Origin of the sequence: Marinicrinis sediminis (genome assembly GCF_042685085.1) — a bacterium.
Classification (GTDB): Bacteria; Bacillota; Bacilli; order Paenibacillales; family KCTC-33676; genus Marinicrinis; species Marinicrinis sediminis.
Window position 1 is genome coordinate 13564 of sequence record NZ_JBHUMM010000001.1, and the last position, 20778, is coordinate 34341.

Below are 20778 nucleotides of genomic sequence, written 5' to 3' on the forward strand. Positions count from 1 at the left end.
ATTTCCTCATTGTTTCACTTTCCTCATTGTTTCTCTATTGCTCCATTTCACTTTGATACAACTTGTTTACTCTCAAATTCCTCTGATTCCTCACTGTCCTCTCAATCAACTCGTTATTTCGGGCCCTGATCCTTACACCCAATTTCCCTTGCGAAAGAGAGGCTCCAGTTCGCCGTCTTCCGTCTCTCCGTCGATGTCCAGTTCGGCAGAACCGATCATAAAATCGACATGAGTGAGACTCACATTTGCGCCTTTGGCAAGCAATTCCTCTGGACGGAGGGTTATCCCTTTTTCAAGGTTGATCGGATACGCACTCCCGATCGCCAAATGACAGGAGGCGTTTTCATCGATCCCGGTATTGTAAAAAACACGGTTCAAATTGGAAATCGGTGAATCATGAGGAACAAGTGCAATCTCCCCCAGATAGGACGCGCCTTCATCGGTTTCAATGATAGAGGCCAGCGCTTCCTGTCCCGTCTCAGCGGTGTAGGAAGTAATTCGCCCGTTTTGAAAGGTCAGTGTAAACTGGTCGATTAACTGACCATTCAAATTCAATGGCATCGTGCTCGTCACCGTTCCGTTCACACCGAGCCGATGCGGCATGGTGAAGACTTCCTCCGTTGGCATATTCGGAACAAAGACGTGTCCGTCTGCATTCACGGCGCCTCCACCTGCCCACAGATGATCTGCTGGCAATTCGACAGACAGGTCTGTTCCAGGTGCGCGGTAATGCAATCGCTTGTATCTTCGATCATTGAGCAGCGTGAGTCTCGATTGCAGCTGTGACATATGCGCCCGCCATGCGTCGGCAGGTTTGAGCTGATCGACCCGATTCATTTTGAAGATGTCTTGCCACATGGCTTCGACACGCTCTTCTTCAGGCAAATCTGCATAGACCTTGTTCGCCCAGGCTATCGTCGGTGCCTTAATGAGGCACCAGCTAATCCGATGGTTGCGGGTATATTGAGAGAATCCCTGTCTGGCCTGCATGGCAGCTTGTGTAGCTGTACGCACAGCCGCCGGATCGATCCCATTGTACAAATCCGGATTGGGAACTTTTATGCTCAGGAATGCCCCGCCTTGCTCAGCCAGCATTTCCAGTCCGGATGCCTGCCACTCCGGGTAATAGCCGAATGTCTCAGAATGGCCATGTTCAAACCGGATTCGTGACAGTTGTTCATCATGAAGATGAACATCGACATATTTGGCTCCTGCCTGGTAGGCCTTTTGGGTGATCCATCTTGTTAGTTCTGCGGCTTCAACCGGGGCCTCAATTCTAAGCAATTGTCCGGTCTGCAGGTTCACACCCACCTCAATGACCAATTGTGCATAGGCCTCCAAACAGGACTGAAACGAATCTGTATGCAATCGACTTTCTCCTTTCCTGCTACGGCTACCGCTGCTTTCCTGTTCACGACGATCGTGATGTCGCTTCTATTTCCCACTTCTCCATGCTCATGTTCCATATTCGCTACATGTGCCAATAACTTTCCTTAAGGCATGTTCTTTCCTCTTGCGCTCACGTACAGGGAGTACCATTCTTCCCGGCTAAGTGTGACATCCACCGCCTGGCTGCAAGCAGCAATTCGCTCAGGATTGGTCGTGCCAATAATCGGCTGAATGCCAGCAGGATGCTTCATTAGCCACGCCAATACAATCGCTTCTCTGCTGCAATCCTTCTCCAAGGCCAGTTCACTGACTCGTTTTGCCGTTGCACGAATAGCCTCTGGCTGGTCATCAACGGATCTGCCAGAGAATAATCCCTGCGCCAGTGAACCCCATGCCTGCAACTGTATGTTCTGAAGGCGACAATATTCCATGGTTCCTTCTGGAAACTGTAAGTATTTTCCATCCGGATGATTGACCAATACGCCTGTTTCGAGAAAATCCAGCTTCGCCAGACTCATTTCCAGCTGGTTGAATATCAGAGGCTCTTCACTGTAAGCTTGCAACAGCTCAATCTGCCCCCTGCTCATGTTGGAAACGCCAAAATACTTCACCTTGCCGGCGGATTTCAGTTGTGAAATCGCCTCTGCAACTTCTTCAGGGTCCATCAGGGGGTCCGGGCGATGCAGCAGCAGCGAATCCAGATAATCCACTTTCAGACGGGACAGAATGCCTTCCACACTTTTTACAATGTAGTTGCGATCAAAGTCGTAGCGGCCCGGCACCGTTGCGGATTCCTCAAACCGAATGCCGCATTTGGACTGAATCCAGAGCTGTTCCCGCCATTGCGGCTTCTCCGTCAACAAACGACCAAATGTTTCTTCCGCTTTGCCAAACGTATAAATATCTGCGTGGTCCAGGAAGGTGATGCCATGCTCAATGGATGTTTCCAGAGCCTGTTGCGCCTCCATTACGTGCTCGTCCGTAACTGAGCCTGTGTTCCAGCCTCCGCCAAAGCCCATGCATCCCAAGCTGAGTGGACTTATTTCAATACCTCTGCGATGAATCGGAAGTTTTTTCATATTTGTCTCCTTTTTCATGATTAGTGGGGGGTTGTCTGAATGGCAACTGAATATTAAACGTCGTTCCTTTGTTCACTTCACTCTGTACCTCGATCATGCCGCCATGCTTTTCCAAAACATTATACGTCATCATCAGGCTGAGTCCGGTCCCTTTTCCCTTGCTTCGATAAAAAGGCTGACCCAGCCTTTGAAGCTGCTGCTCATTCAGTCCGTAACCGCAATCCCTGATCTTGATCTGTACCATTGCATCGCACACACCCATCGTTATGTATACGGTCTCTCCTTGTGGTGAAGCTTCCACCGCATTTCGCACAATGTTCAGCAATGCTTGCTTCATGGACTTGACTTCACAGTATACCATGACAGCGCTCTGTGGTACATGCAGAACCAACGAGATCTTGTTTTCACTTGCTTCTGTTTGCAGCAAGATCATCATGTCCTGCAAGATGGTTCGCAAATCCACTTCATCCAGCCTTGGCACCGTAGACGGATCAAGCTGAAGCAAGCTCTCCGCAATGACATCCAGACGATTCAATTCATCGTAGAGCAGATCGACATACACTTTCTTGCCATCGTAATAGGGCTGCAACAGTTGCAAGAAACCGCGAATGGTCGTCAGGGGATTGCGAATCTCATGCGCCATCGCGGCAGCCAGCTCCCCCGCATATTGCAGTGGCCTCTCTGCCTGTTCCAGTCCATCTGTTCTCGAACGAACCGGCTTAAACTGAATCAGAACGTAAGGCTTGTTGCTGATCACCATCCGATTGAGCTGCAGGTCCATCCACATCACATGACCGCTGCGCGGTACACAGCCAGTCTGAAACGGAATCGACAGTTTCTCTACACGTTGTGAATCGACAAGTGACATCAGATAGATCTCATGCCTGCAGGATTGCTGGTACTGCTCCTGGACCTGGGCAATCCAGTTCATGGGTTCATCACCTGAAGAGGATGGATCCTTGTACAGATGAAACCACTTTTTCGCTTCTCTGTTGAGATAGATACAGTCATTGTTCCGATGAAGCGCAAATGGGATTGGCAGAACCTCAAGCACTGCCATGATTTTTTTTAATGAGCGTGCCTGAATCTGTTTGGGCTTGCGTCTAAATCTGACCATGAGAAAGACCAGCCATATCGTGATCAGCATGAGCATCACGGCTCGAATGATTACATGTATCTCAAAGGTCAATTGACAAGCAACATCCATATCGCTACCCCTACTTGTGCAAACCTTGACCTTTTATCATGTTGTATACGGGCCAGTTGAACAGGTCGTTTCACTTTTTGTTGTTCGTCCCTCATCAGGATCAAGATAATTTGACCAATTCGTACGATCTGGCAGGAAATTGTTTTTCTTCCATCGAAATAATTCTAGATGTCTTTCCATACATTGATCTCGTAAAGGGGACTTAGGTTTATGGTTCAAATCACCACCACCCTTATTCTGATACTGATTTTCATCTTCGTCAATACCTTTCGGCACCTTCTCGCACCTTCTTTGTGTCGGCTTCTGTTTCCGGTGGCGACGATGCTGTTCACCATATTGAATCTTCTCTGGCTGGATATCGAATATTTGGGTGTGCTGTTGTTTCTGCCGATTTGGGCATGTTCGGCCGCTTATTATTTTATGGGGGCTGCACTCAGCTCGGCCATCAGCTCATTGCTCATCTGGGGACTCTGTCTGATTTACCCCGAACAGATCCATATTGAATATGCAATGACTTTCACCCTGGCTTCGCTGCTATGCGCGCTGCTGGTCAGCCGATTTTACTTAAAAAGGCAAGAACTTCAGGAACGCAAAATGGGTTACCATCGCATGCTGTATACGAAAACGAAGGAACTGAACAATCTGAGGGAAATCAGTTCGGCCATGCAGAGTACATTTGATTTGCCTACCCTCTACCATACCATTCTTACCGTGATGACCGCAGGGTTCGGACTCGGCTTTAACCGGGCTTTCCTGTTGCTCGTCTCGGACGACAAGAAATATTTGGTAGGACGTCTTGGCATCGGCTCCATGTCCATTCGGGAAGGACTCGACAAATGGGCCAATCTGATCCATCACCGCATCGACCTCAAAGACCTGATCCAGCTCAATCATGTACAGAAGGATCTCGAACTGAATGATGTCGTCCTGTCTATGAAGCTGCCTCTTCACCAGGCTGGCATCTTCACGACTGCGCTGAAAAAGGAGCAGATTCTACATATTCAGGAATGGGACGAATCCGATCGCGTCCAATTGATGCTGAAGGAGCTGTTTGACATCCGGGATGAGTTTGCCGTGATCCCTTTGATCACCCATCATACCTCGATCGGCGTCATTGTCGTGGACAATAATATCTATCATACCCCGATCACCCATGAGCTGCTGGACAGCACCATCCCATTCGCCAACCAGGCTGCCATGGCGATCAGTAATGCACTGACTTATCAGCAAACGCAGGAATATGCCATCAAGGATGGCCTGACCGGGTTGTACAATCTGAGATACTACCAAAGTATATTCAAGCAGTACTGTGAGGCTGCACGCTCATTCCGGGGCAGACTTGCCATGCTCGTGCTGGATATCGACTACTTCAAGCACTACAACGACCAGAATGGACATCAAAATGGAAACATCGTGCTCACCCAGTTCGCCAATGCGCTCAAAACGTGTTTGCGAAGTGAAGATATTTTGTTTCGATTCGGTGGGGAGGAATTTGTGATTGTCGTACCCAATTGTCCGGAGGATGAACTGATGAAGCATGCCGAATTCGTTCGTCATACGATCGACCAGACCTACTTTCACAATCAGGAGACGCAACCGAATCAGAACTTGACCGTGAGTATCGGCATCGCCAGCTATCCGGCTCATTGCAAGGAACCGGAACATTTATTTGAAGCGGCAGATTTGGCTTTGTTCAAGGCCAAGGAGTCCGGGAGAAACCAGATTGCCAGCTACAGGAGGGATCAAGATGGATAGTTTGCTATGGCTGCTTGTGCAACTTACATTCTTTTTTCTACTATTCATTGTGCTCAATCAATGGATGTACAGAAAGGCGATTCATCTGTACAGCCTTGTCCTGCTTCGCAAGCTGAAGATCGATCTGAATACGGCTTCCTACTCCTTCAATGAGCTAACTTTCCGAATTCATCATCCCAGTCACAATCCGCGTATTCTCGAGGCACAGCCGGATCAGATCCGGATCATTGAAGACTTTACTGACGGCTTCTGTCCCCGGATAGAAGGATTGAGAGTATTGCTGCATGATGGGGACAACGAAAACGCTGAGATCGCCTATTTTCCGATTGAGCGATTTTGCATTCCCATTCTCAGGCAGATGATGTTTGAAGGCAAGGTTTCCCTGCACACTTATAATACCTTATGCCGCTTCAAAATTATGCAGCGCTCCACGCATCAGGAAGTGCTGGAAGAGACATTCCGACTGCTCCATCGCAAAAATCGCTATATCTAGGTTTCATGTATGAGACGGTCAGAATAGGGAACCGTACAATTGAAGAAGGCTAGGCATTCATGAAGAAGCACGCAAGGAGGCTGACCTGATGGACGATACGAAGCAATTTATTGAGAAAGTACACGACACACAGGCGAAGGATGAACACAATCGGAGAGCGGCCGGCAAATCTACACCGTCTTCCAAGCTGCCAGGCAAGCAGCATGCCAAAAATCCGTAATTCGCTCTGACCTCGGATCGAATCACGAACATCCCATTAAAAAAGACCGCTCTACGAGAACGGTATCCCCTTGGCCAGGCTGTCTGATGCACTTGCGAAACATTCGCAAGCACTGCACACCAGTAAAGGGGGACCTGTAAATCGTCAGCGGTCTTTTTTTGGCCTGTTTTAGGCGTATACACTCGTTCTGAACTGCTTCACATCTTCATGTTGCATGTATTCATCATACGTCATCATTTTATCCATCACGCCAGTCGGTGCCAGTTCAATAATCCGATTGGCAATAGTCTGCACGAACTGGTGATCCTGAGAAGTAAACAGCATGGTGCCATCAAACTGAATCAACCCGTTATTGAGGGCTGTAATGGATTCCAAATCAAGGTGATTGGTCGGTTCATCCAAAACGAGGACGTTTGGCTGCTGCTGCATCATTTTGGACAGCATACAACGCACTCTCTCTCCCCCTGACAGGACATTCACTTTCTTCAACGCTTCTTCCCCAGAGAACAGCATACGCCCGAGGAATCCCCGAATGTAGGATTCATCCTGGTCCTTGGAATACTGTCTCAACCAGTCAATCAGATTCAGATCGGACTGAAAATGACTGGAGTTATCCTTCGGGAAATAGGCCGTATTGGTTGTAACTCCCCAAGTATAAGAACCTTCATCCGGCTCCATCTGACCGGTAATGATCTCAAACAATACGGTTTTAGCGAGTTCATGAGGACCCACAAAAGCGATTTTATCGCCTTTGTTTACCGTCAGATTCAAACGATCCAGCACTTTCACGCCATCGATCGTTTTGGACAAATCTTTAATCATCAGCAACTGTTTGCCCGCATCCCGCTCCGCCTTGAATTGAATAAACGGATATTTGCGGTTGGAAGGCTTGATATCTTCCAGCGTCAGCTTTTCCAGCAATTTTTTACGTGAAGTGGCTTGCTTGGATTTGGAAGCATTGGCGCTAAATCGACGAATGAATTCTTCCAGTTCTTTTCTCTTCTCATCCACCCGTTTATTGCTCTCACGCTGCAAACTGAGTGCAAGCTGACTGGACTCATACCAGAAATCATAGTTGCCCACGAACATCTGAATTTTGCCAAAATCGATATCTGCAATGTGTGTACAGACCTGATTCAGAAAATGACGATCATGGGATACGACAATGACCGTACCTTCATATTTGGCAAGAAACTGTTCCAGCCATTCAATCGATTCGAGATCCAAATGGTTGGTCGGCTCATCCAGCAGCAAAATGTTCGGCGTGCCAAACAGGGCTTGCGCGAGCAATACACGTACCTTCTGATTGCCGTCGAGATCCTTCATTTTCCCTTCCTGAAGCGTTTTGGAAATCCCGAGACCCACCAGCAATTCCGAAGCCTCCGGTTCCGCATCCCAGCCGTTCAGTTCCGCAAACTCCCCTTCCAGCTCTGCTGCACGCATGCCGTCTTCATCTGAAAAATCAGATTTGGCATAGATGGCGTCCTTCTCTTTCATGATGGCATACAGCTTCTGGTGCCCCATAATAACCGTTTCCAGCACAGGGTATTCATCGAATTCAAAATGATTCTGTTTCAATACGGCAATTCGCTCTCCAGGCGTAATGTGCACGAACCCGGAATTCGGTTCAATCTCACCGGACAGAATTTTCAAAAAGGTGGATTTGCCCGCTCCGTTGGCGCCAATCAGCCCGTAGCAATTTCCTGGGGTGAATTTAATATTCACATCTTCAAACAAAGTTCTTCCTCCGAAACGGAGCGTTAATCGTTCTGTACTGATCATGTTCATACCGCCTTTTACTCTCTATTTGTTGTTGCGTGTTCTTCACTCTCATGACAAATTGGCTTTCTTTTCAATTCGTACGTCCCATCGTCACATGTGCATCTTATCTATCATATCAAATCCTGTTGCGACTGTATAGGAAAGGCGTACAATCATGCTATAATAGTCTTTTGAAAGGAGTGCATGTCCATGTCTCAGCACCCACCATGGTCGTACTCGCAATCGAGAGCCCAGACATTCGATGAATGCTTGCGCAAATACTATTATCATTACTATGCCTCTCATTCAGGTTGGAAAAAGGATGCGACAGATGCACAGCGAACCGCTTACCGACTGAAACAGATGACCAACCTCTATCTGGTTTTCGGGGAAGCGGTTCATCAGATGTGTGAATCTGTCATCCGTCAATATCTAAAAGGGCATGAAGCGCCCAGAATAGAATACGTACAACATGTCATCCGGCAGTTGCTGCGAAAAGCCTATGAAGAATCTCATCAGATTGAGCGATGGATCGCCTCACCCAAGCATAACACCATGCTGTCAGAGCTGTATTACGACGGAGAGATCCCTCCTGAGCGAAGGGACAGCATTCGAACCAGACTCGCGGCGTGTACGCAAAATTTCTTTCAGTCGAAAACCTGGCAGGATATGACCCATCAACCGCGCTCCAAGGTCAGGGAAATAGAAAAGTGGGATACCTTTCAACTCCATGAAACCAACGTCTATGTCAAAATGGATATGCTGTACACCATAGGAGAAGATCAATGGATCATTGTGGACTGGAAGACCGGCAATGAAGACCAGTTTGACGATCAGCTATTGTTGTATGCCATGTATGTACATGAAACGTATGAGGTTCCCCTCTCACAAATTCGTTGCCGCGTGGAATATTTAAGTTCAGGTACATCCAGGGAACTGCAACCTTCCGCAGATCAACTTACACGTCTGTCAGCCAAAATCGAGCATGATCTGCAAGAGATGAAAACCTGCTTAATGGATCCAGCGCTAAATATTCCGAGACCGATCACATTTTTCACCCCGTCGCCTCGACCTGGTCGCTGCAAGGGATGTCATTTCCGGGAGATCTGTGAAGCACACTCGCTGCCTCCATCCTCCTCACATACTCAACCTTTAGGAGAATCGATATGAATCTATGCAACGTCGAACATATTACGAAAAGTTATGGCATCAAGCCCTTGCTGACCGATGTATCCTTCAGCCTCGACAAAGGGGATCGAGTCGGCATCATCGGCGTAAACGGGACCGGCAAATCAACGCTGCTCAAAATCATTGCGGGTCTGGAACCGGCTGACACGGGACAAGTCACGTATGCGAATGGATTAGTTATCGAATACTTGGGTCAAAACCCCGACTTTGATCCGGATTCCACCATCCTCGATTATGTCTTCAGCAGCTCTCATCCCCTGATGGTGTTGTTAAAGGAGCATGAATCCATTCTGAAACAGCTCGAAAGCCAGCCCGAGGATACAAGCTGTCAACAAAAACTGTCTCAGATTCATCAACAAATGGACAGCATGCAAGCCTGGAGTGTAGAGTCAGAGGCAAAAGCAGTACTGTCGAGACTAGGCATTACGAATGTGGGACAGACGATGGGCAGCCTGTCAGGGGGACAGCGCAAGCGTGTTATGCTGGCTGGCGTCCTGATTCGACCTTCAGACCTGCTGATTCTGGATGAACCGACCAACCATCTCGATACCGATACGATAGACTGGCTGGAGCATGAGTTGCAGCGAAAAAGCAGTACCCTCCTCCTCATTACCCATGATCGTTATTTTTTGGATCGCATTACGAAGCGATTGATCGAGCTGGACAAAGGCAACGCTTATGGATACAGCGGGAACTTCAGTTATTTCCTGGAGAAAAAAGCGGAACGACTGGAGAGAGAAGAAGCCGTAGAGAAAAAACGTCAAAATCTGTATCGCAACGAACTGGCCTGGATTCGAAAAGGAGCCAAAGCTCGCACAACCAAACAAAAAGCGAGAATAGATCGATTTGAAGCGTTGCAGGCCGCTAAGCCCGATTCACCATCCCAAGAAATGGACATGGCCATCCGTGGTCAGCGATTAGGAAAAAAAGTGATCCAGTTTGATCAGGTTACAGCCAGTTTGGGCGGAAATGTGCTGATCGACCAGCTCTCCGTCATCGTGCAGCCGCAAGATCGCATTGGCATTATCGGAAAAAATGGCATGGGCAAGTCCACTTTGCTGAAGCTGATTGCCGGAGATCTGACCACGTACAGCGGGGATCTCACGGTAGGAGAAACGGTGAAAATCGGCTTTTATACACAGGAACATCTGGAGATGGATGAATCGCTGAAGGTAATCGAATACATCAAGCAAGCGGCCGAACAAATTCGTACATCAGAAGGGCAGTTGATCAGTGCCTCGCAAATGCTCGAGCGATTTTTGTTTCCGCCGGATATGCAATGGACCCCGATCTCCAAGCTTTCTGGCGGCGAACGAAAAAGACTGTACTTATTATATACGCTGATTCAGGCTCCCAATGTTCTCCTCCTGGACGAACCAACGAATGATCTCGATATTTACACGCTGTCTGTATTGGAAGATTACCTGGAACATTTTCCTGGCGTTGTCATTACGGTATCCCATGACCGATATTTTCTGGATCGTATCGCAGAGAAAATCTGGTCCTTTGAAGGCAATGGTAAGATTCAAAGTGAGGTCGGCAATTACAGTGAGGTGTCGGAACTGCGGGCGAAGCGACAAACGGCTGCCATCGAGCATTCACCTGCCGGATCACAGGGAAAATCTGTTGCTGCCTCTTCCTCTGCTCAACCAGAGGCCAAGCCAAAGAAGCGTAAATTCAGCTATCAGGAACAACAGGATTTCGAGAAAATCGAGGGATGGATTGCAGACGTCGAAGCCAGACTTGAACGACTGGAGGCTGAGATGGTGCAAGCAGCTACAGATTATGAGAAATTAGCCGAACTAACCCAGGAGCAGAATGAGTGCAACCAGAAGCTCGAGCAATTGCTGGAACGCTGGACAGAGCTGGAAGAATTAGCAGAGCAACTCCGCCATTCATAGATCGATCATAGATCGAAGCAATCTCTCATATTATCACGGCATTTTCGCCATCGAATCCCCCCTATACCAGAACCCGCAGGAGTCAAAAAAAATCAGCCATCGATTGCACAGTCGATGGCTGATCCCTAAGAAATGAGAGTGATTACGAAGAAAGTTGTCACTTTGTCCAAGTGATATGCGTGTCAGGTCTTACTGCCAGTTCACATTTACAGTTGCCGTACCGCTGGCTGGAGTCGTAAACGTATGGTCACTTCCACCTTCCCATACGACCGTTGCTCCGTTTTTCTTGATAAACTTGAATGCCAGGCTGGTGCTGGCTGGAACGCTGACATCAAAGTACCATGTAGGGTAAGCGTAGAGCACCTGATTGTACATAGGACCAATGGCGTCAGCAGCATTCCAGTTTCCAATCTCGCTCTTGTTTCCGACGAGATAGACGCTCTGTCCAAGCGTAGTGGTTGCATTGTTAACAATAAAGCGAACGGTGACTTGCTGGCCGTTCAGAATTTCAAACTTGTCATACACATTGCTGTTTGTTCCACCAGAAGTCTTGATCTTGACATCATATTGACCACCAGCTACAGCTGGTACTTTCACTTTAATTTGCGTATCTTCCCAAGAGACGATATTCGTACCGGTTACGGCAGTCGCGCCGAAGTAAACGGTTCCTTTGGTGGCACCAAATCCACGACCATCAATTGTAATGGTACTTCCAGCTTTGCCGACCATCGGTCCAACATGACCTACATTTGGCGCAGCAACCGTTGTCGTGTAGCTCCATACGCCTACTTCACCTGCACTAAGCTGGAACGTACTGACCGCTCCCCCGCTTGCTACAGTAATGCTGTTTCCGTTCAGTTCAGCAGCAAGCACGTCGGAATACGTACCGCTTGGCATAGAAGTAGTCAATCCGGAAACATTGTAGCTGCTGGTTTCACTTTTGTTAATGGCCATCAATACGACATTGCCTGCAAATTCTCTTTCGAAGACATAGACGTCGTTATTGATCCAGCGCTGCTCCATATCCCCGTAAGCAAGGGCAGGATTCGATTTGCGAAGCGGTGACAGCTTAGAGATGGTTTTGTACGCCTTCGTTGTCTTGGAGAAAGAAGTCATTCTGGCACGGTTATTCGGATCACCATTACCGCTCATATACTGTTCGGTACCGTAATAAATGGCTGGCACTCCACGTGCAACCAAAGTCAGGGCAACTGCCTGCTCCAGTCGACGCTGATTGGCCGCACCATTTTGGAAACGGTCCATATCATGGTTATCGATAAAGGTTACCTGATCAAGCACTTCATTATAGGCAGAGTTCGTACCCGAGAACATGGTATCCAAATCATACATGGTATCTGTCCGATCTCTGAATACTTCACGTACAGTCTGTCCGTAACGGAAATCAAGCAAGCTCATGCCGCTCTCGTTTGCAAAAACATGGTTTTGTGGATCAATCTCGTTGGCGCCGAGGAACCACTCGCCAAATGTGAACACCGGCTTGTAGCTGTAGATTGTTTCCATCCATGCTTTTTGCCATCCGGACGGCATATGCTTGACCGCGTCCACCCGAATGCCGTCGATCCCTTTGTCCAACCACAATTTAATGGAATCTTTCAGATAGCCATCAATCGTATTATTGTGCTGATTCAGATCTGCAAGATCGAACAGGTTGCGGTAAATACCGTCTTCAATCGAAGAGAATGTGGTTCCACCGTTATGATAGAAGTAATTGTTGGTGTCATTGGTGTAGCCGCCGAGCAAGGTACCATTGTTGTACAGCTTGCCATTTTCACCGAAAGCAGCGTTGTTTGGATCAGCCGGAGAGGTATGGTTCGGAACAAAATCGATAATGATTTTGATCCCTTTGCCATGGGCCGTTGAAATCAGGCTGTCGAATTTTGTGAAGTTTCCGAAGTAAGGATTCGTTTTCTTCATGTCACGAGGCCAGTATCCATGATAAGAGGTGCTGACCGTTCCACTGTAAGTAAGAGGAGCATAGATGTTCTCGACCGGAACCGAGATCCAGAGCGCCGTTACACCCATATCTGTAAAATAGTTATCGTTGATCTTGTTAATGATTCCCTGCCAGTCACCGCCGCAATATTTCTTCAACTGCGTACAACTGCCATCAAATATCGTTCCCGAAGGGTTGTTGGTACTGTCTCCATCCAAAAAGCGATCCGTTACAATCTGATAGATAACATCGGTATTGAAGTTAACTTTGTTAGAAACATCCGTATCCGGTGCAGCTTGTACACCAGATTGAGGAAGCACACCCATCGCGAGTACAAAGGCAAGCATACACATTGCAAGCGGTTTCAAAATCCAAGATTTCGTTGACATGAACAAATCCTCCTTTTTAATGTTTGATTGACATGATCGATGCCATTCTAGTTGATCGCGTATACCCACCTCCTGTTCTTGAATTACAAACCAATTAGGGAACCGGTTTCCTGGACTGTTAAAATAAAACACTTGCCATTCAGTCTTTTGAAATGAACAAGTGTTTTACGAGGAACCCTGCATGGGTTGTTATCACCATCATAGCTTGACACGCATTTTCTGACAATTCCCAAAAAACAGAAAAAACAAGCATTTTCCTTCCATTCTGCCATCCTATTTCATTTTTCTACCTTTTTTCGCGGCTTTAGAAACCGGTTTCATTTTGTGAACAACCATGATCACTTCTCTATCTCATTCAAAAATCGAATTCGTTCCGTTGGTGGAATCCACATACACGCCTCGGGCTTAAACCATTTTTTTCGTCGTTTTGCTACAAACCGGTAACAGGCATTGCGTATAGGAGAAGGCACAAAAGTTAACCTGCTCAGCCAGGTCCAGGGCCGATGCAAATAACGGAGAACCCGCAACGCAGCCCCCGATTCCACATGGGCTGTTTTCCCCTGTTCAATAAATACGAACGTGTCCTCTGAAACGCCAGTCAGTGAAAATTGTTTTAAATAAGCCTTGCCAATCTCGGATTGAAGGGGAGCAAAATAAAGATGCTGTCGGGGATCTCTCGGTATAAGAAATTGAACAAGTCTGGAGCAAAGTCCGCAAGATCCATCATACAAGACTAACGATTTGCCTTCTGGCAGCTTGCTCATTGTGATCTTCTCCCTTGTCAGTGTCAGATATATATGACCCTATCATCTCATGATCCATTGTTTACTTCAATTGGCGGACTCCATATTGTCAAAATTGAATGGTGAGATTGTGAGTTATCACATAGGCATTTCCCCATCTATTCGATTATGGTTAAATCTAGTATATTTTATGAGACATGGAAGTCTCGGTATAGGACGATTGACAAGGAGGATATGTAATGAAACGATGGGTAAAAAGGACGGTCCGCGTGATGGCCATCAGCCTGCTGACGGTCGTCATCTCAGCCTGTGGCGGGGAGTCCGATGAAGTAACGGAAGAACATTTCTATACGCACAATCCGATCCAGATAGAGGATGTGCTGACTCAGGAGCCTGACAGGTATCTCGTCTATTTTTATATGGAGAGTTGTCCACACTGCCAAGATTTCAAGCCGGTGATGCTGGAATATATGAACCAGTCAGAAGCATTGCCTGTTTTCTTGCTCGATGTAGCCAAGCTGGAGGATCGTGCAGTAACCGAACCATACGGAATTCAGTACGTACCTTCCGTGTTACTGGTGAAGGATCAGCAACAACTTCAATCCCATACCGGTGTCATGACCCTGGACGAACTGAATGCCTTTGCTCAGTTGAAAGAAGGAGAATGACGACAAAAATGCCTCTGTCCGCTCTATTCGGACAGAGGCATTTCCCTGTTATCCTGGCTAATCCTATCTTATAATCTGTCTCGTCATGATGCTTATAATTGCGTTTGGTTGCGATGCGCAATATATTCTGGTCTAGGCTTCGTTCCGGAGAACGGTTCCTCCAGCTTGTTTTCCACACTGTTAAATACCATGAACACATTGCTTCGCGGGTAAGGAGTAATGTTGCTGTTTGAACCATGCAAAATATTGCAATCAAACAACAAAACAGAACCGGCCTTTCCAGTTGGCATTTCAATGCCATATTGATCTGCCATACATTTCAGGCTGTCCTCATCCGGCACCCCGTATTCCTGCTTGCGAAGCGAGGATTTATAATGATCATCCGGCGTTTTGCCAATACAAGAAATAAATTGGCGATGAGATCCTGGCATCACCATAAGCGGACCGTTGAACGGGTAATTGTCCGTTAGGGCAATGGAACAGCTGAATGCTCTCATTCTCGGCATGCCATCCTCTGCGTGCCACGTCTCGAAATCAGAATGCCAGTAAAATTCCTTGCCGGTAAATCCAGGCTTGAAATTTATTCTGGATTGATGCAAATAAACGTCACTACCGAGAATTTGCTTTGCTGCATTCTGCAGCTTCGGCTGCTTCGGCAGTTCACGGAATATTTCATTCAGTTGATGGACGGAAAAGATCGATCTGACCTCATCCCCGTCTGGCTCCAATACCACTTCCTGCTTGGAGGAACCTTTGTATTCCCCTAGCATGCGGTTCATTTCATCTTGCAGTTTTCGAACTTCTTCTTCATCGAAATAGGATTCCAAAAACAGATATCCATTTTCCTCAAAAAACTTCAATTGTTCATCCGAGAGAGGTCCTGGCAGCTGCTGGCCATACACCACAGGATCTTTGCGTTGGCTGATGCTCACTTCAGTTCCTACTCTGCTCGGATATAAGTCTGTAATCGTAGTGCTTGTCATGGACATCTCCTCCTGTGAATATTTAATTTTCGTGTATAACAATCGTTACCTTATTCCTCTATCAGGGGGTACGCGCCATCTTCGTCATGAACTTCTTTTCCTGTGACGGGCGGATTGAACACACAGACCATACGAAGTGTGGAAGTGGCAGTCAAAATATGACGCTCGTTTCCGTTCAGCGCATACATGGTGCCTGCTTTAATCTCATAAGTTTCTCCGTTGTCCAGGTCTTCCAGCTTTCCTTCACCTTCAATACAATACACCGCTTCGACGTGATTTTTGTACCACATACGTGTAACGGTCCCTTCATGAAGGATTGTATCGTGCAAGGAGAAGCCCATGCCATCTCCTTTCAATAAAAAACGACGGCTGTTCCAAGTCTCTCCATGTACATCCCGATCTGTTCCGACCATACTCTCTAAACTTCTGACAATCATTCTGTTCACCTCAGCAATTGATATATCCATCCCGTAACATTCTGTTTACAGATGGTTCTCTATGATTCACATAATGACAGCGATAATTCCTTGTTAATCGTCTGACTCTATGATTGATTGCCCAATACTTGATCGGCAGCATCAGCTAGACGCGCCAAACCTTCCTTGAGCACATCGATTTCAATCGTTAATGCCGGCATCACTTTTGCCACTTCACTATCGGTTCCGGCCGTTTCCATAATCAATCCACGATCAAAGCAGGCTTTACAAATTTCGCCAGCCAGATCACCTTCTTCAAATGCAATTCCCATCATCATCCCTTTACCGCGAACTTCCATCGCGACATTCGGGTATTTTTGCTGAATCCCGTTCATGGTTTCCTCGATCAGGCTTCCCCGTTTTTCAATTTCCTTTTGGAAGGAAGCTTCTTCCCAATAAGACAACGCCTCGGCCGCTGCAATAAACCCAAGATTATTGCCACGGAAGGTTCCGTTATGCTCTCCCGGCTCCCAAATGTCCAGCTCTGGCTTCAACAAGGTAAGGGCAAGCGGCAAACCATATCCGCCAATCGATTTGGATAGACAGATGATGTCGGGCTCGATCCCTGCTTCTTCGAAGCTGAAGAACGGACCTGTACGTCCACAGCCTACCTGAACATCGTCCACAATCAGGAGAATGCCATATTTCTTGCATAGCTCAGACAGCTTTTTCATCCAGGAGAAGCTCGCTACATTGACGCCGCCTTCACCTTGCACGGTTTCCAAAATCATCGCAGCTGGCAGAGATAATCCGCTTCCACTGTCTTCCAAATATTTCTCGATGTAGGCAATCGTATCTGCCTCATCCCCATGATATCTGCAGAAAGGCATGGATACAGTATGATGAAGAGGAACCCCTGCACCCTGACGTTTGAACTTGTTGCCCGTTACCGCCAATGATCCGAGTGTCATGCCGTGAAACGCATTGGTAAAGCTCAATACGGTCTCGCGACCTGTCACTTTGCGTGCCAGTTTCAGTGCACTTTCAACAGAATTGGTTCCGGTCGGGCCTGGGAACATGACTTTGTAGTCCATCTTTCTTGGTTTCAAGATCACCTCATGAAAGGTGTTAAGTAGATGGCCTTTGGCCTCTGTTGCCATGTCCAGGCTATGTGTGATCCCGTCTTCCATGATATAATTCACAAGCTTCTGCTTGATACGTTCGTTATTGTGACCGTAATTCAATGAACCCGCTCCGGCGAAAAAATCAATATATTCCTTGCCGTCCAAATCCCACATCTTCGCATTCTTGGCCTTGCTGAATACAGTCGGGAAACTGCGGCAATAGCTACGAACTTCAGATTCTAACTTTTCAAACAATTCCAATTTAATACTCGGTTTGTCTAATACATTGACACTCATGTCAACACTCCTCTTTTTTAATCACGTTCATTTAATTACGTTACATTTACTGGCTTATTTAGATATCGGACCTACACGATACATATTTTCTTCCTCATGCTGCTGACCCTCTGGAAAATAATCTGCTGGAAAACAGCTTTCCGTTTGAATCTCCGTGTTCCACTGACGACTTAGCCGATGGAATAATCGTGTTGACGGCTGATTGGATGGAGAGATTGTCGCCTCCACGTACTGCAGATTGTGATGATCCGGACGATTGACGACTTCCTCAATTAGCGATGTGGCGATGCCTTTGCCCTGCTGCTTGTTGTCTACCGCAATTTGCCATACGAACAGAGTATCCTCTTTCTCAGGCGGTATGAAGCCGGAAACAAAGCCTGCCACTTCTCCGTCGACCTCTGCCACGGCACACGTATCTGAGAAGAATTCACCCAGCATCATGTAGCTGTATGGCGAATTCACATCCAGTACGCCCGTTTCTTTCACCAGTCCCCAGATTTTTGCGCCGTCTTCGGCTCGTGGAGCTCGAAACTGGATATCAGAATGACTCACCCTTTTGCCTCCTGTATCTTTTTTTGCTGTTCGTTCACAGCCTCATCGTTTTTTACCCAAATTAGTGTAACATGAATCATAGAGTTGCACACTTGAGCAAATACCAGTTGAGCAGGGACTATCTGAGTTCATTCGGACAGATCAGAGATTAACATGCTCATCCTTTGAATCCTTACGAATGCTTCCCGAATCGTCCATCATGCTCGAGATTTATCCAATCATTGGTTTTCATCTTCGCTATTTTTGGCATTCATACCCAGTTTTCTATGAAAAAAGAGCCGGTGAATGCAGATCACCGACTCTTTCAAAATCCTATTTAGATGTGTAAAGCATGCGTTTATCGGCTCAATGTGGCTAACAGTTGGGAAATGACCACTGCGGCTTCAGCGATCGTTAATGATTGCTTCGGCTCAAAAGCACCCTGCTCATTGCCGATGACAATCCCGATGTTGCGCAAGAAAGACACCGCTTCGATTGCCCACGGAGATATGTCCGATTCGTCGATGAACGACGGGACAATTTGTTCCCCCGCATTCGGAGTCAATTCAAGCACCTGAATCGCCTGAACCATCATGACAGCCATTTGCTCACGCGTGATGGCGTCATCCGGGTGGAACTGGCCATCCCAGCCCTGAACGATCTTCCATTCAGCAGCCTGATTAATCTCATCGAGGAAAGGCTGATTCTCGATATCCGGGAAGGTCTCGAAACTTTCTCGGGACACAAGCCCAAACGCTTGCATGAGCAATCCTGCAAATTCACCCCGGTTCACAGACTGATTCACTTCGATGTCGTCCGTAAACACGTTCTGGATCAGTAATCGATCTGACAGCTCCTGCACGGGCTCACTCGCCCAATGTTCCTGTACAGCAGCCGTTTCAGATTCTGTCACGACCAAGGCATAATGGCCGTTTCCGTTGGCATGGAAGGTCACGATCGTCTGTTGATCCTGTTCGACTATCTGCGCAGGTATACTTACCCATTGATCGCCTTCCATGTAGATCACAGACCATTTCTCGTCGTCAAGACTTCCTTCCATCACCAAAGATCTTTTTGCATAAAGTGGTTGTTTAACCGAATCGGTTTCGCTCGCATCTGGTAAATAGACCTGAATAGAATACGTGATGGGTGTGGACAGAACGCTCATCCCTTCAGGAAGCCGCTCACTCAGTACCTGACCCGCTTCTTCATCGGTCCAAATCTGAATGGTCACTTGATCGATCGTTTCCCCGCCTGGCAGCGCTTCGAACGGGATGCGTACGCTCCCTTTTACCGTCGTAATCACCAGATCCACCTGTTGTTTGCGGATCATCTCGATGACATCCTGATCGATCGAGAGCGAGGCTCCCTTCATATCCTGTGTCATGCCGAGTTGGATCAGGATGGTCGAACTTTCTCTTTCTCCCTGCTCCGCAAGCCAGGCTTCAAACGTGTTGGATTTGAAGGTATAATCGGCCCGCTCCGTATCCTCGTTTTTCAAACGTTCAATGGTATGCGAGGCATTCGGTGTGTCCGCATCGGCAAATCCAGCGGATGTGCCCTGGTGATAGGTTGGCTCAGGTGTATCAGACTCTTCACTGCTTCCATCCCCATCGTTCTCATCATTTCCGTCGTTCCCACTGTTGCCCCCATTCTCATTTTGCGGGACTGTATTCACGAACTGAATATCTGCAATCCATCCCGTATGATCTGTACCGGCAATCAGAAGTGAAACGGAATAAGTGCCCGTCTGAAGCGGTGTCACCATTAAAGTCTCATCTGTGAAATCCACGTTCGCACTGGCTTGCGCATCACCAGGAACCAAAGCTACGATTGAATAGTCATCCTGAGCGGCTCTCTCACTACCCATTAAGTCAGTCATGCTCAACACACGGGTACCCGCTTCCATCTCTATTGAAATGTTCTCGGTATACCTCTCAGGCGCTTCGACAAAATATGGCAGCTTCTTCAATCCCGAGTACGTATCAAACGACAATTCTTCTATCTCTGGCACCGGTGACGTAAACATGTTCAGCATCAACTGGGCCGTACCATGCTGGGCAGCTATACTGTTCCCTTGATAATCAGAGGTGGATTTCACAAACACCTCAGGTCTGCCATCCACTTTCGTGCCAGTCATATCATACACGGCCATGGTGACGGACAGGCTCATGCCATTGTATAATGCTTCATCCAGAATCAAATAGGCAGGAATCCGTTGAGGCTTTCCATATTCATCCGAACCCGTCAACGAGTTGTGCGTAATGCTAGCTTCGATTGGAGACATAGAGGTACTTATGTATTCTGGAACCCATGACACTTCACCATCGGTCACAAATCCGTAATCCAGATCGTTACCTCCGGCATTCTCATAAACGTAAGTCGTCACACTGTCCTGATGGGTATCCATCGTCATCTGAACCACACGATCTGAAAGATCCCGTAAATAAACAGCCTCCTGAACCGAATGCTCATCCGACTGGATGGTGAGACTATAACGCTCACATCCGATCGCAACCAAAGCAGTCAATACCAGAAATCCGATCAGAAAAATGGCTCTGACCGATTTATTTATGCTAGTTTTCATTGATTTCACCTCCATTCAATCGACTTATCTAGTCATAAACCCTAGCATAGTATAGCAGAAAATAGGCATTTGGAAACTAAAATTTTACTAAAA

General features: G+C 47.3%; 17 protein-coding genes. 6 read left to right on the forward strand and 11 right to left on the reverse strand.

What is annotated here, in order from left to right; translation table 11 throughout:
- Positions 1-132 precede the first annotated feature (132 nt).
- The 3 genes from ACFSUC_RS00065 to ACFSUC_RS00075 all read right to left on the reverse strand — a co-directional run bounded on the left by ACFSUC_RS00065 (position 133) and on the right by ACFSUC_RS00075 (position 3675).
- The gene (locus tag ACFSUC_RS00065) at positions 133-1368 is read right to left on the reverse strand and encodes an aminopeptidase (RefSeq protein WP_379927347.1); all 1236 of its coding nucleotides are present in this window, start codon (positions 1366-1368) and stop codon (positions 133-135) included.
- 125 nt (positions 1369-1493) lie between these two features.
- Positions 1494-2468 (reverse strand): aldo/keto reductase, encoded by a 975-nt coding sequence (locus ACFSUC_RS00070; protein WP_379927348.1) that lies wholly within the window; start codon positions 2466-2468, stop codon positions 1494-1496.
- Positions 2434-3675, reverse strand: coding sequence for an ATP-binding protein (locus tag ACFSUC_RS00075; RefSeq protein WP_379927349.1), 1242 nt, complete (start codon positions 3673-3675; stop codon positions 2434-2436). The genes ACFSUC_RS00070 and ACFSUC_RS00075 overlap by 35 nt, the downstream gene beginning before the upstream one ends.
- Positions 3676-3885: 210 nt before the next feature.
- Here ACFSUC_RS00075 and ACFSUC_RS00080 point away from each other — a divergent pair, with 210 nt between their 5' ends.
- The 3 genes from ACFSUC_RS00080 (at position 3886) to ACFSUC_RS00090 (ending at position 6143) form a co-directional block, all read left to right on the forward strand.
- Complete coding sequence (locus tag ACFSUC_RS00080) at positions 3886-5430, forward strand: diguanylate cyclase (RefSeq protein WP_379927350.1); 1545 nt, start codon at positions 3886-3888, stop codon at positions 5428-5430.
- Complete coding sequence (locus ACFSUC_RS00085; RefSeq protein ID WP_379927351.1) at positions 5423-5923, forward strand: hypothetical protein; 501 nt, start codon at positions 5423-5425, stop codon at positions 5921-5923. Before ACFSUC_RS00080 ends, ACFSUC_RS00085 begins: the two co-directional genes overlap by 8 nt.
- A gap of 88 nt (positions 5924-6011) precedes the next feature.
- The gene (locus ACFSUC_RS00090) at positions 6012-6143 is read left to right on the forward strand and encodes a DUF4023 domain-containing protein (protein ID WP_379927352.1); all 132 of its coding nucleotides are present in this window, start codon (positions 6012-6014) and stop codon (positions 6141-6143) included.
- A 168-nt stretch (positions 6144-6311) separates the two neighbouring features.
- On the opposite strand, the gene ACFSUC_RS00095 is transcribed toward ACFSUC_RS00090, so the two are convergent.
- On the reverse strand, positions 6312-7925 hold the full coding sequence (locus ACFSUC_RS00095) for an ABC-F family ATP-binding cassette domain-containing protein (protein ID WP_379927353.1): 1614 nt from the start codon (positions 7923-7925) through the stop codon (positions 6312-6314).
- Between the two features lie 189 nt (positions 7926-8114).
- Between ACFSUC_RS00095 and ACFSUC_RS00100 the strand changes: the two genes are divergently transcribed.
- Complete coding sequence (locus ACFSUC_RS00100) at positions 8115-9074, forward strand: PD-(D/E)XK nuclease family protein (RefSeq protein WP_379927354.1); 960 nt, start codon at positions 8115-8117, stop codon at positions 9072-9074.
- Positions 9071-10993, forward strand: coding sequence for an ABC-F family ATP-binding cassette domain-containing protein (locus ACFSUC_RS00105; RefSeq protein WP_379927355.1), 1923 nt, complete (start codon positions 9071-9073; stop codon positions 10991-10993). The genes ACFSUC_RS00100 and ACFSUC_RS00105 overlap by 4 nt, the downstream gene beginning before the upstream one ends.
- Before the next feature lie 189 nt (positions 10994-11182).
- On the opposite strand, the gene ACFSUC_RS00110 is transcribed toward ACFSUC_RS00105, so the two are convergent.
- Together ACFSUC_RS00110 and ACFSUC_RS00115 are read right to left on the reverse strand one after the other, a co-directional pair.
- Positions 11183-13336, reverse strand: a complete 2154-nt coding sequence (locus ACFSUC_RS00110; RefSeq protein ID WP_379927356.1) for an alpha-amylase family glycosyl hydrolase — start codon at positions 13334-13336, stop codon at positions 11183-11185.
- 338 nt (positions 13337-13674) lie between these two features.
- Positions 13675-14100 carry a thiol-disulfide oxidoreductase DCC family protein gene (locus tag ACFSUC_RS00115; protein ID WP_379927357.1) on the reverse strand — a complete coding sequence of 142 codons (426 nt, stop codon included), beginning with the start codon at positions 14098-14100 and terminating at the stop codon, positions 13675-13677.
- Positions 14101-14318: 218 nt separating this feature from the next.
- On the opposite strand from ACFSUC_RS00115, the gene ACFSUC_RS00120 reads away from it, so the two are divergent.
- The gene (locus tag ACFSUC_RS00120) at positions 14319-14747 is read left to right on the forward strand and encodes a thioredoxin family protein (RefSeq protein WP_379927358.1); all 429 of its coding nucleotides are present in this window, start codon (positions 14319-14321) and stop codon (positions 14745-14747) included.
- 92 nt (positions 14748-14839) lie between these two features.
- Here ACFSUC_RS00120 and thpD read toward each other — a convergent pair whose 3' ends face one another.
- From thpD to ACFSUC_RS00145, 5 genes are all read right to left on the reverse strand, one after another.
- Positions 14840-15730: an ectoine hydroxylase gene (thpD, locus tag ACFSUC_RS00125; RefSeq protein WP_379927359.1), complete on the reverse strand. Its 891-nt coding sequence runs from the start codon at positions 15728-15730 to the stop codon at positions 14840-14842.
- Between the two features lie 50 nt (positions 15731-15780).
- A complete protein-coding gene (locus ACFSUC_RS00130; protein WP_379927360.1) occupies positions 15781-16167 on the reverse strand; it encodes an ectoine synthase in 387 nt (128 codons plus the stop codon).
- Between the two features lie 107 nt (positions 16168-16274).
- The gene (gene ectB, locus ACFSUC_RS00135) at positions 16275-17567 is read right to left on the reverse strand and encodes a diaminobutyrate--2-oxoglutarate transaminase (RefSeq protein WP_379927361.1); all 1293 of its coding nucleotides are present in this window, start codon (positions 17565-17567) and stop codon (positions 16275-16277) included.
- Positions 17568-17621: 54 nt separating this feature from the next.
- Entirely contained in the window at positions 17622-18119 is a 498-nt protein-coding gene (ectA, locus tag ACFSUC_RS00140) for a diaminobutyrate acetyltransferase (RefSeq protein WP_379927362.1), read from the reverse strand.
- Between the two features lie 337 nt (positions 18120-18456).
- Entirely contained in the window at positions 18457-20685 is a 2229-nt protein-coding gene (locus ACFSUC_RS00145; protein WP_379927363.1) for an S-layer homology domain-containing protein, read from the reverse strand.
- Positions 20686-20778: the final 93 nt, after the last annotated feature.

What these genes read in the sequence shown, in the direction of transcription:
- ACFSUC_RS00070 (WP_379927348.1), bottom strand. Translation starts at nt 2,468, where the DNA reads ATGAAAAAACTTCCGATTCATCGCAGAGGTATTGAAATAAGTCCACTC.
- ACFSUC_RS00075 (WP_379927349.1), bottom strand. Translation starts at nt 3,675, where the DNA reads ATGGATGTTGCTTGTCAATTGACCTTTGAGATACATGTAATCATTCGA.
- ACFSUC_RS00080 (WP_379927350.1), top strand. Translation starts at nt 3,886, where the DNA reads ATGGTTCAAATCACCACCACCCTTATTCTGATACTGATTTTCATCTTC.
- ACFSUC_RS00085 (WP_379927351.1), top strand. Translation starts at nt 5,423, where the DNA reads ATGGATAGTTTGCTATGGCTGCTTGTGCAACTTACATTCTTTTTTCTA.
- ACFSUC_RS00090 (WP_379927352.1), top strand. Translation starts at nt 6,012, where the DNA reads ATGGACGATACGAAGCAATTTATTGAGAAAGTACACGACACACAGGCG.
- ACFSUC_RS00095 (WP_379927353.1), bottom strand. Translation starts at nt 7,925, where the DNA reads ATGATCAGTACAGAACGATTAACGCTCCGTTTCGGAGGAAGAACTTTG.
- ACFSUC_RS00100 (WP_379927354.1), top strand. Translation starts at nt 8,115, where the DNA reads ATGTCTCAGCACCCACCATGGTCGTACTCGCAATCGAGAGCCCAGACA.
- ACFSUC_RS00105 (WP_379927355.1), top strand. Translation starts at nt 9,071, where the DNA reads ATGAATCTATGCAACGTCGAACATATTACGAAAAGTTATGGCATCAAG.
- ACFSUC_RS00110 (WP_379927356.1), bottom strand. Translation starts at nt 13,336, where the DNA reads ATGTCAACGAAATCTTGGATTTTGAAACCGCTTGCAATGTGTATGCTT.
- ACFSUC_RS00115 (WP_379927357.1), bottom strand. Translation starts at nt 14,100, where the DNA reads ATGAGCAAGCTGCCAGAAGGCAAATCGTTAGTCTTGTATGATGGATCT.
- ACFSUC_RS00120 (WP_379927358.1), top strand. Translation starts at nt 14,319, where the DNA reads ATGAAACGATGGGTAAAAAGGACGGTCCGCGTGATGGCCATCAGCCTG.
- thpD (WP_379927359.1), bottom strand. Translation starts at nt 15,730, where the DNA reads ATGACAAGCACTACGATTACAGACTTATATCCGAGCAGAGTAGGAACT.
- ACFSUC_RS00130 (WP_379927360.1), bottom strand. Translation starts at nt 16,167, where the DNA reads ATGATTGTCAGAAGTTTAGAGAGTATGGTCGGAACAGATCGGGATGTA.
- ectB (WP_379927361.1), bottom strand. Translation starts at nt 17,567, where the DNA reads ATGAGTGTCAATGTATTAGACAAACCGAGTATTAAATTGGAATTGTTT.
- ACFSUC_RS00145 (WP_379927363.1), bottom strand. Translation starts at nt 20,685, where the DNA reads ATGAAAACTAGCATAAATAAATCGGTCAGAGCCATTTTTCTGATCGGA.